This is a genomic window from Erysipelothrix enhydrae (genome assembly GCF_035066605.1).
Lineage (GTDB): Bacteria > Bacillota_I > Bacilli_A > Erysipelotrichales > Erysipelotrichaceae > Erysipelothrix > Erysipelothrix amsterdamensis.
Genome location: NZ_CP125807.1, coordinates 1,109,733 through 1,123,352, shown reverse-complemented (window position 1 = coordinate 1,123,352; position 13,620 = coordinate 1,109,733). Strand labels below are relative to the sequence as shown.

Here is a 13,620-nt window from a genome sequence, read left to right as displayed (position 1 = left end):
GAAAATAAATCAGTATTTATCACAAAAAATCCATAGAACGCGTTGATTTGGCAAGAATTCTTGAAACAATTTTCAGAAATTAATGCAAGATAGTACAAAATTATCATCGATTTAAAGAAACAAATAAAAAAGGATGCTTTCGCATCCTTATTATATAGATTAAATATGAATTGGCAATCCGAGTGAAATTTCAGATGCATCCATAACTGTTTCTGATAGTGTTGGGTGAGCATGGATTGTTAATGAAAGATCTTCAACATTCATGCGTGCTTCAACAGCTAATCCGATTTCAGCAATAATATCACTTGCTCCAACACCGGCTACTTGTCCACCAAGTAGTAATCCTGTGTCTTTTTCTGATACAAGTCTTACGAATCCTTCACCTGCATTGAGTGAAAGTGCACGACCGTTTGCACCAAATGGGAATTTTGATACTTTAACTGTTAGTCCTTGGTCTTTAGCTTCTTTTTCAGTTAATCCAACAGTTGCTAGTTCAGGGTCTGTGAAACATACCGCTGGAATCGCAACATAGTCGATTTCTGAAGGTTGGCCTGAGATTGCTTCAGCAGCAACTTTTGCTTCGTATGAAGCTTTGTGTGCTAATGCTAAACCTGGAGTAACATCACCAATTGCAAAAATATGTTTTTGGCTTGTGCGTCCTTGTTTATCTACAGTGATAAGACCACGTTCATTTGTCTCAACACCAGCTACTTGTAAACCAAGATCATCCGTGTTAGGACGACGTCCAACTGTAACCATAACGTAATCTGCTTCGATTGTTGCTGGTTTGCCATCTACTTCATAAGTAACGACAACACCATCTTTTGTTTCTTTAGCATCTTTAGCCATAGCGTTGTTTACGATTGTAACGTCTTTTTTCTTAAATTCGTTTTCAACAAGTTTGATCATGTCTTTATCGAATTGAGGTAAGATTGAAGGAGCGCCTTCAAGGATTGTAATTTCTGATCCTAAGTTAGCATAAACACCTGCTAATTCTGAACCAATATATCCTCCACCGATAACAACAAGTTTCTTAGGAATTTCTTTTAAGTTTAATCCACCTGTTGAGTCAATGATGCGTTTTCCAAATTTGAAACCTTTGATTTCGATTGGACGGCTACCTGTTGCAATTACACAGTGTTTGAATGTATATGATTGAGCTGACTCATCATTTACAACACGTAATTGATGTGTGTCATTAAAGAATGCTGTACCACGAATGATTTCAACTTTATTTTTCTTTAATAACATTGCAATTCCAGATGTAAGTTTATTAACAACTTGCTCATCTTTCCATGCTTGTGTTTTTGTGAAGTCAATTTTAACATTTTCAGCTGTAACACCGAATGTTTCTGAATTCATTGATTCTTGGTATCGATGACCTGCATTAATTAACGCTTTTGATGGAATACATCCAACGTTAAGGCAAACGCCACCAATATTGTCTTTTTCAATAATTGCTACTTTTTGACCTAATTGAGCTGCACGAATTGCTGCAACATATCCACCAGGACCTGAACCAATAACAATTGTATCTAATTCAAGAGCTAAATCTCCTACTACCATGTACTATTCCACCTTCCAATTAAGATTCCATTAATAGAAGCTCAGGATTGTTTAACAATCTCTTGAGTTCGTTCATGGCATTTTGTGCTAGGGCACCATCGATAATACGGTGGTCGAAGCTTAATGATAATGCTAACATATTTCCAACGCCGATTGTTCCATCTGCTAGAACAACTGGTTTCTTATCAATACGTCCTACACCTAAGATCGCTACTTCTGGGTAGTTGATGATTGGTGTAAACCAGAGTCCACGTGCTGATCCAATATTACTAATTGTAATTGAACCATCTCGCATATCTGCTCCAGCTAATGTATTATCATTTGCTGCGGCTGCCAATGTTGAGATTTCTTTAGCTACTGTAAAGATACCTTTTGAATCAGCATTTTTGATATTTGGAACATATAAACCGTGAGGTGTATCTGCTGCAAAACCGATATTAATGAAGTTTTTGTAAACAATTTCTTGTGTTGAATCATCAACACTTGAATTTAAGATTGGATATTTACGTACTACTGCAGTTAATGCCTTAACAATATAAGGTAAGAATGTTAATTTAACATCTTGTGCTGCTGCAATTTCTTTAAATTTCTTACGGTGATTTACAAGTTCTGTAACATCAACTTCGTCAAATAATGTAACGTGTGGTGCTGTTGCTTTACTTGTAACCATAGCTTTTGAAATTGCTTTACGTGTTGGAGTCATTTTTTCACGTGTCGTAGATCCTGTAACAACAACTGGTGCTGGTTTTGCTGCTGGTTTTGCTACTGGTGCTGCTTCAACGGATGTTGTTGCTTCAACTACTGGTGCTTCAACTACTGGTGCAGTTGCGCCGCCTGCGATAAATGCTTCAACATCTGATTTACGGATATGACCATGTTTACCTGTTGCTGTAACAAGTGTTAAATCAATGTTATTTTCACGTGCAAATTGACGAATTGATGGCATTGCGAGAACACGTCCAGCAATTTTGTTCTGTGCGAAAGTTTCGCCATTTCCTGAAGCTTGTTGGCTTGCTGCTGCAACGGGTGCTGCTTGCGCAGGAGTTGCTTCTGGAGCATGTCCTTCTGCTGCAAATTCAACAAGTGGTTGTCCAACTGTTGCCACTGTACCGGCTTCAATCATGATATTCATGACTTTACCTGATACTGGGGATGGGATTTCTTGAACAAGCTTATCGTTTTGAACTTCTAATAGTGGTGCATCTTCTTGAATGTCATCACCAACTTTTACGAACCATTGTACAATTTCACCTTCAGCGATACCTTCACCAACATCTGGCATATTGAATACAAATGATCCTGCAGCTGCTGCGGGTGCAGGTGCTGCTGTTTCTTCTTTAGCAGGTGCAGATGCAACTGCGCCTTCTGCTACGATTTCTACGAGATCGTCACCAACTGTTGCTACAGTTCCTGGTGCGACCATAATTTTTGTAATTGTTCCTGCTACTGGGGATGGAATTTCTTGAACAAGTTTATCGTTTTGAACTTCTAATAGAGGTTCATCTTCTTTAATTGTGTCGCCTTCTTTAACGAACCAACTAACGATTTCTCCTTCAGCAATTCCTTCACCTACGTCAGGCATTTTAAATATAAATGACATTATGCACTTCGCCTCCTAAATTAATCAAAGTTAACAATTTCACGTACTTTATTTGTGATGTCTTCTTCGTTTGGTAACCAATCGTTTTCAGCTAAACCAAATGGGAAAATTGTATCTGGTGCTGCAACACGACCTACAGGTGCTTTTAATGTAAGAATTGCGCGTTCTGCGATTTCTGACATAACATGAGCGCCTACTCCGGCTTGACGTTGTGCTTCTTGTACAACAACTAAACGTCCTGTTTTCGTTACAGATTCAATAATTGTATCTAAATCAATTGGTGAAACTGTACGTAAGTCGATTACTTCTGCAGAAATTCCTTCTGCTGCTAGTGTTTCAACAGCTTTCATGGATTCACGAACCATTGCTCCATAAGTAATAATTGTTACATCATTACCTTCTTTTACAACATTAGCTTTTCCTAATGGTACTGTATAGTATCCTTCTGGAACTTCATCACGGAATGAACGGTATAATTTCATGTGTTCTAAGAAAACAACTGGATCGTTATCTTCAATAGAAGCTAAAAGTAAACCTTTTGCATCATATGGATTTGATGGGATAACCACTTTAATTCCAGGTGATTGTGCCATTAAACCTTCTAAGTTATCTGAATGGAGTTCAGGAGTATGAACACCACCACCGAATGGTGAACGAATTGTAATTGGCATGTTACGTGTATTTCCTAAACGGTAACGTGTACGTGCCATTTGTGCTACAACTGAGTCCATAACTTCGAATACAAATCCGAAGAATTGGATTTCAGGAATTGGACGGTATTTTTCTAATGCCAATCCGATTGCTAATCCACCAATACCTGATTCAGCTAATGGTGTATCAAATACGCGGTCTTCACCGTGTTTTTCTTGAAGTCCGTCAGTTGCACGGAATACTCCACCGTTTTTCCCAACGTCTTCACCGAAAATCAATGTGTTTTCGTCACGTTCAAGGGCAATATCAAGCGCTTCAGTAATGGCTTGAATCATTGTTAGTTGTGCCATTATTTGTTACCCTCCTTGTTTTCAAAATATTCAATTTGTTCTGCAATTGTGTTTGTTGGTTCTTCGAACATATTTTTTAAGAAGTCAGAAACTTTTTGTTTTGGTTGTGAATCAGCAAGTTTAACTGCTTCTTTGATTTCATCATCAATTTGAGCGATTAATTCAACTTCTTTTTCTTCGTCCCAAAGACCTTTTTCTGTTAAGAAATTACGCATTCTGATCAATGGATCTTTTTTATCCCATTCATCAAAACTTGCTTGAGTTCTGTATCGTTTTGGATCATCACCTGAAAGTGAGTGAGGACCGAAACGTGATGTTAATGTTTCGATTAACACTGGACCATTTCCTTCGATTGCCCAATCACGTGCTGCTTTTGTTGCAACATAGACTGCTAGGGGATCCATACCATCTACTTGAACACCAGGGATACCTGCAGCTGCTGCTTTTTGAGCAAGTGTAGGTGCTGCTGTTTGGACGTGACGTGGTGTTGAAATCGCATATCCATTATTTTGAATAAAGAACACTACAGGTGCTTTAAATGCTCCTGCGTAGTTAAGACCTTCATACGTATCACCTTGTGATGATCCACCGTCTCCTGTATATGTGAATGCTACTTGAGCTTTTCCACGTTTTTTAAGTGCAATTCCAGCTCCTGCAGCTTGAATAATTTGCGCACCGATAATAATTTGTGGAGGCATTGCATTGAAATCTTCAGGGTAGTTATTTCCTTCAACATGACCACGGCTCCATAAGAATGCCTTATGTAGTGGTAATCCGTGCTTTACTAATTGAGGAATATCACGATATCCTGGGAACAAAATATCCCCCTTATTAAATGCAAAGTGGCTCGCCATTTGACTTGCTTCTTGTCCTGCAGTAGGAGCAAAGAATCCAAGACGTCCTTGACGTGCTAATGTAGTTGAACGGTCGTTTAATGCTCGTGACCATAACATAGTTTCAAAGAGTTCTACTAACTCCTCATCTTTTAAGTCTGGTAACATTTCTTTGTTAACAACTTTTCCAGTTTCATCAAGAATCTGGAATGTTGGGTAAAGCTTTTCAACATTTTTAAGTTGAGCAGCGAAATCCAACGCTTTATCTTTCTTAACTTGTGCCATTGAAATTTCCATTTCCCTTCTATATCTTGCTTAGGTCATTAAGTGGTAATGCCTAATTACAGTTTAAATGTAACACGTAAGCGCATTTCATTCAACGATATTGCTACTTTCGAGCAAAATTCATATTGTTGTTTGAAACTAATCAAACATCAACTCTAATAATTCCTCTTTTGTGATAATACCAAAGTATTTTCGTAAATCCATTTCTGAAAGTACGGCATCGACATCACTTTGTTTAAAACGCGTTCCTTGGAGGCGTCCTTCAACATCCGCAACATCTTCTAAACCTAGGTAATCTCCAATAAAACGAACGTTATCGATGTGGCCTTCGCTTACATCCATCAAGACCTCAACGCGTCCGCCTGCAAATCGCTTACTGTTCTTTAGGTTGAACTCAGGTGAAGCACCGTAAATCCAATCCCATGTGCCAAATCGATTGATTGCTTCATATTCGATTTTCGCAATTTCTTCAGGTGCGAGAATAATTTCCGCATCTTGCCCCTTATTTGATAAAAAGTATTGTAACTCATCCCAGAAGGTTTTAAGATCTGTCCCTTCAGGTAAATGTTCCTTAATATTGGTTACACGTGATCGCACTGATTTTACACCTTTTGATGTAATTTTATCAGGATCAACGTTTAACGCTTGAACCATATCCTCAATATTAACATCAAACAACAACGTACCATGGTGCATTAACTTCCCATTGGCCATTCGTTGCGCATTTCCTGAAATCTTAAGGCCATCAATTAAAATGTCGTTACGTCCCGATGCCTCAGCATTGATACCCATACTTGCAAGTGCATCAATAATTGGTTGAACATACTTCTTATAATTGACTTTTCCTGGGTCATCCACATTAATCACAAATGTAAAATTAAGATTTCCAAAATCATGATATACTGCGCCACCGCCTGAAACACGACGGGCAACCTTGATTTTGTTATCATCAATAAATTTCTGATTAATTTCTTCCACGGTATTTTGATTTTTACCAATAATTACCGCTGGCTCATTTTGCCATAGAAAGAAAAAATCCTCCTCACAATTGATGTGCTTCATTGCATATTCATCAAGTGCTAAATTAAAATAAGGATTTGTTGATGGATTTTTTAAGTATCTCATACTTGTTACCTCACTCTCTATCTCCCACATCCACTTTCATTTTAAAGACCATTGCGATATAATTCAACTAAAGTGAATTTATATTTCACATTCACTTCGTTATCGTTTTGACAACTAAAAAGGAGATTAAATTATGGAATTCACATTACAAACACCCGCAATGATTTTTCCGGCAATTTCGCTGCTTATGCTTGCTTATACAAATCGCTTTGTCGTGCTTGCTGGACTCATTCGTGACCTCTACGAAAAACATCAAGATTCCCCGAATAAACAGATTCTCGCACAAATTATAAACCTTCAAAAACGCATGAAATATATAAAGTCCATGCAAGTTCTCGGAGCAATGAGTTTTATTGGAGCTGTGCTCAGTATGCTCCTAACCCTTTTTGCACAATATAACGAAGCAATGGTTACATTTTCTCACATCATATTTGCGCTCAGTTTAGTGCTTCTTGTAATTTCTTTAGTTTATCTACTCAAAGAACTTTCAATATCGATTGAAGCACTTACCATTCAGCTACAAGATATTAAAAATAAAAATGAAAACAATTAGCACTTATGTGCTTTTTTTATGAATTGTAATCAAGGAGTTATTATGAAAACAACAATTTATCTTATTCGCCATGGAAAAACTTTATGGAATCAAGAACATCGAATGCAAGGTTCTAAAAATTCACCTTTAACCGCTGAAGGAAAAGAACAAGCAATGCTTCTTCAAAAACGTTTAGAATCGGAAGACTTTGATGAAGTCATCGTGAGTACCAGTGAACGAGCACAAGAAACTGCTGCACTTGTATTTCCACAAACACCAATTCGATTAGAACCAGGCATTCGAGAAATTGAAATGGGCGTATGGGAAGGGCAGCTGCATCAAGATGTTAAAAAACATTATCCTGATCAATGGTATGCATTTTTTAATGATCCCCTTCATTACACACCTGTTGGTCCCGGTGAACGATTTGAAGATGTTCACCACCGCATCGCTCCCGTGGTCAAAAACCTGACGACTCAGTATGTTGGCAAGACGATCGCACTTGTATCCCACAGAATCACACTTAAAGTATTGACGAATTTTTTTATAAACCATGACTTAACGTCCATTATTAATCAAGAAGATTTTGATTCAACAAGTCTCACTAAAATCATCATTGATGAAGACGGAACTCATTTAATTTACCGTAATGATACATCGCATTACCAATAAAAAAAATCTCCCGCAGGAGATTTTTTAATGCATTAAACGATTCTCATCATTAACCAGAGTGATAAATTCTTTAACTGCATCAAAGATCATCTTTAATTCATCAGGATCCATATTTTCAATATCACTGGAAATAAAATACTCGACAATTGGTAAGACATCCCCTTCTTCCATCGATTCTTTAAAAGCGGAAACGAATAGAACTATGCGTTCAGCAACCTCTTGGTTCATAATTTTTGTTTCGATTTCTAGTTTGACTTCTTCAAAATTATCTTCAATTTCAAAAAGATTTATCGGACGAAACGGTGGTATGACAATTTGAATACTGGAATCGTAAGGATTACGATTTACGATAATAACTTGTGATTCATGTCCTTGTTTCATAGAGTATCATCCTTTCTTTCATATTCTAACATACTTATATGTACATTGCATTTGCCTTAATACCAAGAGTATAATGATGAAAAGGAGTAACACTATGAAAAGAATCGATAAACTAACAAATCTAATGCAGGAATCACAGCTGATTATCTCAGATAAAATGATGATTTTTTACTATACTGGCCATCGTTTTGACGTTGGTGAACGCATGATTGCACTTTTGGTCGGAAAAGATCATGAACCCATCTTGTTTTTAAACAAACTTTTTGAAGCACCCAAAGATATAAAAACTATTGTTTATGAAGATGGTGATGATACGACATCACTCATTGAAAGCTATCTCACAGATAAACATATCGCAGTTGATGGAAATTGGGCTTCTCGCTTTTTAATCCCGTTCATTAATAAAGGATACAAGGTTGTTAATGGTTCAACATACCTCGAACAAATCCGTACGCTTAAAGATGAACTAGAGCTCGCTACACTCATTGAAGCATCCCATCATAATGATCGCATTATGCTCGAAATGGAATCTTTGCTTAAAGTTGGTATGACTGAAATTGAACTCGCTGAAATTGTTCGCGAAAAGCAAAGCACAACACCGTTAACGGGGGTAAGTTTTGAACCCATCGTATTGTTTACTGAAAACATTGCAGATCCCCACGGTGTTCCATCAAGTCGCACCTTACGCGAAGACGATGTCGTACTGATTGACATGGGTGGCATATATCAAGACTATTGTTCCGATATGACACGATGCTTCTTTATGGGCGAAAACCCTGAGATGGAACATCTCTATAAAATTGTACTAGCCGCAAATAAAGCGGGTATTGATGCAGTAAAGCCAGGGTCACGTTTGTCGGATGTTGATAAAGCAACCCGCGCTGTTATTGAAGCAGCAGGTTATGGTCCTTACTTTGTACATCGCACAGGACATGGAATTGGTATTGAGTGTCATGAAAACCTCGATGTTTCTTCCAAAAACGATCGAATCATTGAACCCGGAATGTGCTTTTCAATCGAGCCAGGAATCTATATTCCTGGTAAAGGTGGCATCCGAATTGAAGACCTTGTACACGTTACAAAGGATGGTGTCTTTGTAATGAATCAATGTAAAAAAGAGTTTACCGATATTAAAAAGTGAAACACTTGTGAAATGAACTCGTATTAATTTACATCTGTATCTTTAGAGGGTATGATGTATATGCAGTCATAAGATTGTAATGCTTTACATCCCCTCAAAGCATTTGGCAGCCAATGGCTGCCTTTTTTTAGATAAAAAAAGCTGGTCGTTAAAGGACCGGCTTTTTAATTTATCCAAATACAACATTAACAATCTGTTCTGTGGCATTACCGCCATAGGTGACATGATTTTCTTTCATCACTTTTGTCTTTGCAACTTGTTCTTCATAGTCCATCGATTTAATGTGCTCAATGAGATGTGTTTCATCTCGAATGATACCGCTTGGAATCACTGTCTCTAAGTCAATATAGAATCCGCGTTTTTCAGCATACGCTTCATAATCATAACCAAAACAGATTACAGGTCTTTCAAGAACACAATAATCAAAGATAATACTTGAGTAATCTGAGATAAGCATATCTGAAATCATCATCAAGTCATTAACACGAGGATACATCGTTCCATCAAAAAAGAAATCATCAAAGGTAACACCCATCAATTCGTTGGTATACGGGTGGGTTCTTAAAATCACAACATATTCATCGCCCAAAGCTTTTTTCCAAACATCACAATCAATCGGCGGCTTGATTTGATAACTCTTACCAAAATCTTCACTATCACGCCATGTTGGTGCGTATAGAATCACTTTCTTATCTTCTGGAATGTTCAAGTTTTTCTTAATTTCAATGACTTTATTAGGATCCACATGATACAACTCATCATTACGTGGAAGACCTGTAGGAATCATTGACTCTGGACGCGCATTAAAGTCACGATAATAAATCGGTCTTTCATTTTCTGCACTATAACAAATATAATCTGTGTCAGACCAATCAAAATCAGTACGTCCTGCTACCGCATTTCCCATTTCATTAATTGCGACGCCGTGCCATGTATTAAGAAAGACGGTCTTTTTCTTTTTAAAATGCAAACCGCGTTCAATATTAACACTGGTAATCCAATATTGTGCTTTCAAAGCAGTCTTGAAATATTGCCACGTATCCGCTTTAACAAGATCTGCCCCTTCAATGGATTGCGTAACATCATCAACAGCCCACACAAAGCGATACTGAGCATATTTGGGGTCTTTTTTCATATATTCATAGATTGCACGAGGACTATCATTATATCCGCGTGAATTAGCGGAAATTAAGATTAAATTTTCTTCAGTGCGAATAAATAAACCGACGAATCGGAAAATCATCGAAAGCGTCTTTGTAAATACAATCAACAATATTTTATTGTGCTTTAATATATAATCAAGTTTTTTCTTCATTCATAACCTCCTTGAAAGGCTTTATATACATGGGGTATTATACTATAAAATTCAGACAATTCCTATTACCTTTGGAATAAAGAAAAGGTGCATCACACACCTTCCTTTATTAGATTAATTCAATTGTTTTAATGATTTGAGGTTCTGTTGGCTTATCGTTACGATCACGTTTAACATGCACGATCTCATCAACAACATCAAGTCCATCCACAAGTTTACCAAAACTTGCATATTGACCATCTAAATGCGGTGCATCTTCGGCCATGATAAAGAATTGACTTCCAGCACTGTTTGGATCCATCGCACGTGCCATTGATAAAACACCTTTACTGTGTACTAAATCATTTTTAAAACCGTTTGAAGTAAATTCGCCTTCGATTTCATAACCCGGACCACCCATTCCAGTTCCATTAGGGCATCCACCTTGAATCATAAATCCAGGAATTACACGGTGAAAAATCAAACCATCATAAAACTTTTCTTCAATCAACTTCACAAAGTTTGCGACTGTTTTAGGCGCGATATCTTCATAAAGCTCTGCTGTCATGGTTTTACCATTATTCATTGTAATTTTAATTGTTTGTGTCATAAAAATACCTCCGTGACAATCATAGCAAAAGTGCTATACTTTTACTAGGAGGAATTCTTGAAAGCATATGACGAACTAGTCTATACCAACATCAAGAGTCCAAAACCTAAAATTTTATGTGTAAGGATTAATATCATCAATCCTTACAGAGCGTTTGCGTTACTTTTCTTAGACCATGGTATAATTGAGATAAAGGAGCACATTATGTCACATAAGTATCGTATGATTAGTACTATAATAGAAGATCGTATTATGGATGGTATCTATCCATCTAATACAAAAATCCCTACAGAAGAAGCGTTGATGCAGGAATTTAATGTGAGTCGAAATACCATTCGAAAAGCCATTGCCCTCCTGTCACGACAAGGTTATATTATTTCCGTTCAAGGGAGTGGTATGTTTGTGCGTGATGTGGACCACATTAATGCGATAAACTTAGAAAACTTTCACGGTTTATCTTCAAATCATAAAAAGAATCGTATTGAAACGAAAATCTTGGATTTTCAAGAGATTAGCGCCGATCGTGAGATTGCCATCGAGTTGAATTGCGAAGTGGGTACCCAATTGTATTTTGTGAATCGGTTACGAATTGTGGATGGAAACCGGTGGGTTGTCGAATATTCATATTTCAATCGTAATTTAATTCCCTATCTCAATCGAGAAATCATCGAAAGTTCTATATATTCCTATATTCAAGAAGGTCTTAGACAAGAAGTTGGCTATATTGACCGCTTGATTGAAGCGTGTTCTTTAGATGATATTAATGCTGAGTTACTTGGACTTCATCAAGGCGACCCTGCTTTAAAGACGACCAGTAAAGCCATGCTTAAAAATGGAGAAATTTTCGATTATTCAATTGACTACCATCATTATAAATATGCACGATTCTTAAAATTATCCAGTCCAATTTAAAAGGGAGCTATGCTCCCTTTTCTGTTTCTATCATGAATTTAATCTGTTGAAGACGACCTTTAAGCTGTTTTCGAACTTTTTGTTTTACAAAAGGAAGGCGATACACCATCTCACCTTTACTCTTTTCATCATACGATGAGATAAAGGTTCCATCTTTGTCCTCAAAAAATTCATAATGCGTTGTTACGTTTTCTTTAGGGTTTTCCGATACAAAAGCAAAATGTTTATAGCGATCATGAATGATAACACGTTGCTTCAATTCAATTTCCCGTCCATTCATAGTTTTAACCTTTGCCTTCATTTCGCGATGAAGCATTTTTTTAGGACTGCACTTGAAGAGTTTTGCGAATTCAAGTTCGAATCGATCCCAGGCTTCTTCTAAAGGAGCCTCAATAAAAACTGTTTCTTTAAGCATACACTACCTCACTTTATTCTATTATAACGGAAAAAAAGATAAGTCATAGACTTATCTTTTGTAGTTTTGTAATGATTCGAGTACATCCGCATCGCATCGTTTACAGAATTCAGTTATCAGTGCAACAGTATCTGCATAATCTTTACGATGAATAATACCCAAGTGCGAGTGAATATAACGCGCAGGAATCGAAAGTGTTAGCGTAATAACACCATCATGAACTTTATGGATTTCACCGGAATCCGTTCCTCCAGCTGCTAAGATTTCAAATTGTGTATCAATGTTCATTTCTTCTGCTAGATCTTGAAGGTAGTAAAGAAGTCCTTTATGACCAATTACAGAGCCATCCATTACTTCTAAAGTGGCACCAACACCCATTTTAATACGGTTGTCTTCACCTGGTGTATCTGTTGCGATGGTGACATCGACAGCAAAAGCAATATCAGGGTTAATTGTTTGTGCAGCAGTACGAGCTCCACGTAATCCCACTTCTTCTTGTACTGTACCAACTGAATAAATGTGTGATGCTGTTTGAACATCTTTAAGCTGTCTCATAACATCCACAACAATTGCAGCACCGATACGGTCATCCCATGCTTTTGACATTAAGAAGTTAGGATTTGCGAGAACATGAAAATCTGACTTTGGCGTTACAGTATCCCCAACTTGGATTCCTAATAATTCAACTTCATCTTTTGATGCGACACCCAGATCAACAAACACTTCTGTAATATCCATAACTTTGTTACGAACTGCAGGAGTCATACCATGAGGTGCTTTTGATCCCGTAACACCAACATACATCTTTCCATCACGTGTTTGAATTGTGACAGGTTGTGATAATAACACATGTGGCCACCATCCACCAACAGGATGAATTCGTAAGAAACCATTATCATCAATGCTTCGAACAAGGAAACCAACTTCATCAATATGACCCGCTAACATAATTTTAGGTCCATTTTCAGCACCTTTTTTATGAGCAATAATCGATCCAAGATTGTCAAAGCAGATGTCATCTGCACTTTCTTCAACCCATGATTTAAAAACATTTGCAACATCTTTTTCATGACCTGAGATACCATTTGTAAGCGTAAAATCAGCAAGCATTTCTAAGTTTACATCACCATATGCTTCTTCAAGCGTAATATTTTTCTTCATATCATTCTCCTATTTCTAGACCCTAACTTTAATCCAATAATCTTACAGTATTAAGATGGTAATTATTATGTACTACAACATCTTACAATGAC

At 37.2% G+C, this 13,620-nt stretch carries 14 protein-coding genes; 4 read left to right on the top strand and 10 right to left on the bottom strand.

Annotation, left to right across the window (positions count from 1 at the left end; genetic code table 11):
* Positions 1–159: 159 nt before the first annotated feature.
* The 5 genes from lpdA to LLS04_RS05560 form a co-directional block, all read right to left on the bottom strand.
* Positions 160–1,566, bottom strand: a complete 1,407-nt coding sequence (gene lpdA, locus LLS04_RS05580; RefSeq protein WP_003773023.1) for a dihydrolipoyl dehydrogenase — start codon at positions 1,564–1,566, stop codon at positions 160–162.
* Between the two features lie 19 nt (positions 1,567–1,585).
* A complete protein-coding gene (locus LLS04_RS05575) occupies positions 1,586–3,166 on the bottom strand; it encodes a 2-oxo acid dehydrogenase subunit E2 (protein ID WP_323610696.1) in 1,581 nt (526 codons plus the stop codon).
* 20 nt (positions 3,167–3,186) lie between these two features.
* Positions 3,187–4,167 carry an alpha-ketoacid dehydrogenase subunit beta gene (locus LLS04_RS05570; protein WP_323610695.1) on the bottom strand — a complete coding sequence of 327 codons (981 nt, stop codon included), beginning with the start codon at positions 4,165–4,167 and terminating at the stop codon, positions 3,187–3,189.
* Positions 4,167–5,297, bottom strand: coding sequence for a pyruvate dehydrogenase (acetyl-transferring) E1 component subunit alpha (gene pdhA, locus LLS04_RS05565; protein WP_003773019.1), 1,131 nt, complete (start codon positions 5,295–5,297; stop codon positions 4,167–4,169). Before pdhA ends, LLS04_RS05570 begins: the two co-directional genes overlap by 1 nt.
* A gap of 126 nt (positions 5,298–5,423) precedes the next feature.
* Positions 5,424–6,410 carry a lipoate--protein ligase gene (locus LLS04_RS05560; RefSeq protein ID WP_013852671.1) on the bottom strand — a complete coding sequence of 329 codons (987 nt, stop codon included), beginning with the start codon at positions 6,408–6,410 and terminating at the stop codon, positions 5,424–5,426.
* A 133-nt stretch (positions 6,411–6,543) separates the two neighbouring features.
* Between LLS04_RS05560 and LLS04_RS05555 the strand changes: the two genes are divergently transcribed.
* A complete protein-coding gene (locus LLS04_RS05555; protein ID WP_123171748.1) occupies positions 6,544–6,963 on the top strand; it encodes a DUF2721 domain-containing protein in 420 nt (139 codons plus the stop codon).
* Positions 6,964–7,005: 42 nt separating this feature from the next.
* On the top strand, positions 7,006–7,614 hold the full coding sequence (locus LLS04_RS05550; protein WP_323610694.1) for a histidine phosphatase family protein: 609 nt from the start codon (positions 7,006–7,008) through the stop codon (positions 7,612–7,614).
* A 24-nt stretch (positions 7,615–7,638) separates the two neighbouring features.
* Here LLS04_RS05550 and LLS04_RS05545 read toward each other — a convergent pair whose 3' ends face one another.
* Positions 7,639–7,995 (bottom strand): hypothetical protein, encoded by a 357-nt coding sequence (locus LLS04_RS05545; RefSeq protein ID WP_003773015.1) that lies wholly within the window; start codon positions 7,993–7,995, stop codon positions 7,639–7,641.
* A 94-nt stretch (positions 7,996–8,089) separates the two neighbouring features.
* Here LLS04_RS05545 and LLS04_RS05540 point away from each other — a divergent pair, with 94 nt between their 5' ends.
* Positions 8,090–9,136: a M24 family metallopeptidase gene (locus LLS04_RS05540; protein ID WP_323610689.1), complete on the top strand. Its 1,047-nt coding sequence runs from the start codon at positions 8,090–8,092 to the stop codon at positions 9,134–9,136.
* 169 nt (positions 9,137–9,305) lie between these two features.
* On the opposite strand, the gene LLS04_RS05535 is transcribed toward LLS04_RS05540, so the two are convergent.
* Positions 9,306–10,451 (bottom strand): CDP-glycerol glycerophosphotransferase family protein, encoded by a 1,146-nt coding sequence (locus LLS04_RS05535; RefSeq protein ID WP_323610687.1) that lies wholly within the window; start codon positions 10,449–10,451, stop codon positions 9,306–9,308.
* Positions 10,452–10,560: 109 nt separating this feature from the next.
* Positions 10,561–11,040 (bottom strand): peptidylprolyl isomerase, encoded by a 480-nt coding sequence (locus LLS04_RS05530; protein WP_123171755.1) that lies wholly within the window; start codon positions 11,038–11,040, stop codon positions 10,561–10,563.
* Between the two features lie 204 nt (positions 11,041–11,244).
* On the opposite strand from LLS04_RS05530, the gene LLS04_RS05525 reads away from it, so the two are divergent.
* A complete protein-coding gene (locus LLS04_RS05525; RefSeq protein ID WP_323610685.1) occupies positions 11,245–11,952 on the top strand; it encodes a GntR family transcriptional regulator in 708 nt (235 codons plus the stop codon).
* 7 nt (positions 11,953–11,959) lie between these two features.
* Here LLS04_RS05525 and LLS04_RS05520 read toward each other — a convergent pair whose 3' ends face one another.
* On the bottom strand, positions 11,960–12,367 hold the full coding sequence (locus LLS04_RS05520) for an SRPBCC family protein (protein WP_123245391.1): 408 nt from the start codon (positions 12,365–12,367) through the stop codon (positions 11,960–11,962).
* 51 nt (positions 12,368–12,418) lie between these two features.
* Positions 12,419–13,528 (bottom strand): M42 family metallopeptidase, encoded by a 1,110-nt coding sequence (locus tag LLS04_RS05515; RefSeq protein ID WP_003773008.1) that lies wholly within the window; start codon positions 13,526–13,528, stop codon positions 12,419–12,421.
* Positions 13,529–13,620 lie beyond the last annotated feature (92 nt).

Excerpts from the sequence above, each read along its gene's own strand:
- LLS04_RS05525 (WP_323610685.1), top strand. The coding sequence starts at position 11,245 with ATGTCACATAAGTATCGTATGATTAGTACTATAATAGAAGATCGTATT.
- LLS04_RS05520 (WP_123245391.1), bottom strand. The coding sequence starts at position 12,367 with ATGCTTAAAGAAACAGTTTTTATTGAGGCTCCTTTAGAAGAAGCCTGG.
- lpdA (WP_003773023.1), bottom strand. The coding sequence starts at position 1,566 with ATGGTAGTAGGAGATTTAGCTCTTGAATTAGATACAATTGTTATTGGT.
- LLS04_RS05550 (WP_323610694.1), top strand. The coding sequence starts at position 7,006 with ATGAAAACAACAATTTATCTTATTCGCCATGGAAAAACTTTATGGAAT.
- LLS04_RS05530 (WP_123171755.1), bottom strand. The coding sequence starts at position 11,040 with ATGACACAAACAATTAAAATTACAATGAATAATGGTAAAACCATGACA.
- LLS04_RS05575 (WP_323610696.1), bottom strand. The coding sequence starts at position 3,166 with ATGTCATTTATATTTAAAATGCCTGACGTAGGTGAAGGAATTGCTGAA.
- LLS04_RS05560 (WP_013852671.1), bottom strand. The coding sequence starts at position 6,410 with ATGAGATACTTAAAAAATCCATCAACAAATCCTTATTTTAATTTAGCA.
- LLS04_RS05570 (WP_323610695.1), bottom strand. The coding sequence starts at position 4,167 with ATGGCACAACTAACAATGATTCAAGCCATTACTGAAGCGCTTGATATT.
- LLS04_RS05555 (WP_123171748.1), top strand. The coding sequence starts at position 6,544 with ATGGAATTCACATTACAAACACCCGCAATGATTTTTCCGGCAATTTCG.
- LLS04_RS05540 (WP_323610689.1), top strand. The coding sequence starts at position 8,090 with ATGAAAAGAATCGATAAACTAACAAATCTAATGCAGGAATCACAGCTG.
- pdhA (WP_003773019.1), bottom strand. The coding sequence starts at position 5,297 with ATGGAAATTTCAATGGCACAAGTTAAGAAAGATAAAGCGTTGGATTTC.
- LLS04_RS05515 (WP_003773008.1), bottom strand. The coding sequence starts at position 13,528 with ATGAAGAAAAATATTACGCTTGAAGAAGCATATGGTGATGTAAACTTA.
- LLS04_RS05545 (WP_003773015.1), bottom strand. The coding sequence starts at position 7,995 with ATGAAACAAGGACATGAATCACAAGTTATTATCGTAAATCGTAATCCT.
- LLS04_RS05535 (WP_323610687.1), bottom strand. The coding sequence starts at position 10,451 with ATGAAGAAAAAACTTGATTATATATTAAAGCACAATAAAATATTGTTG.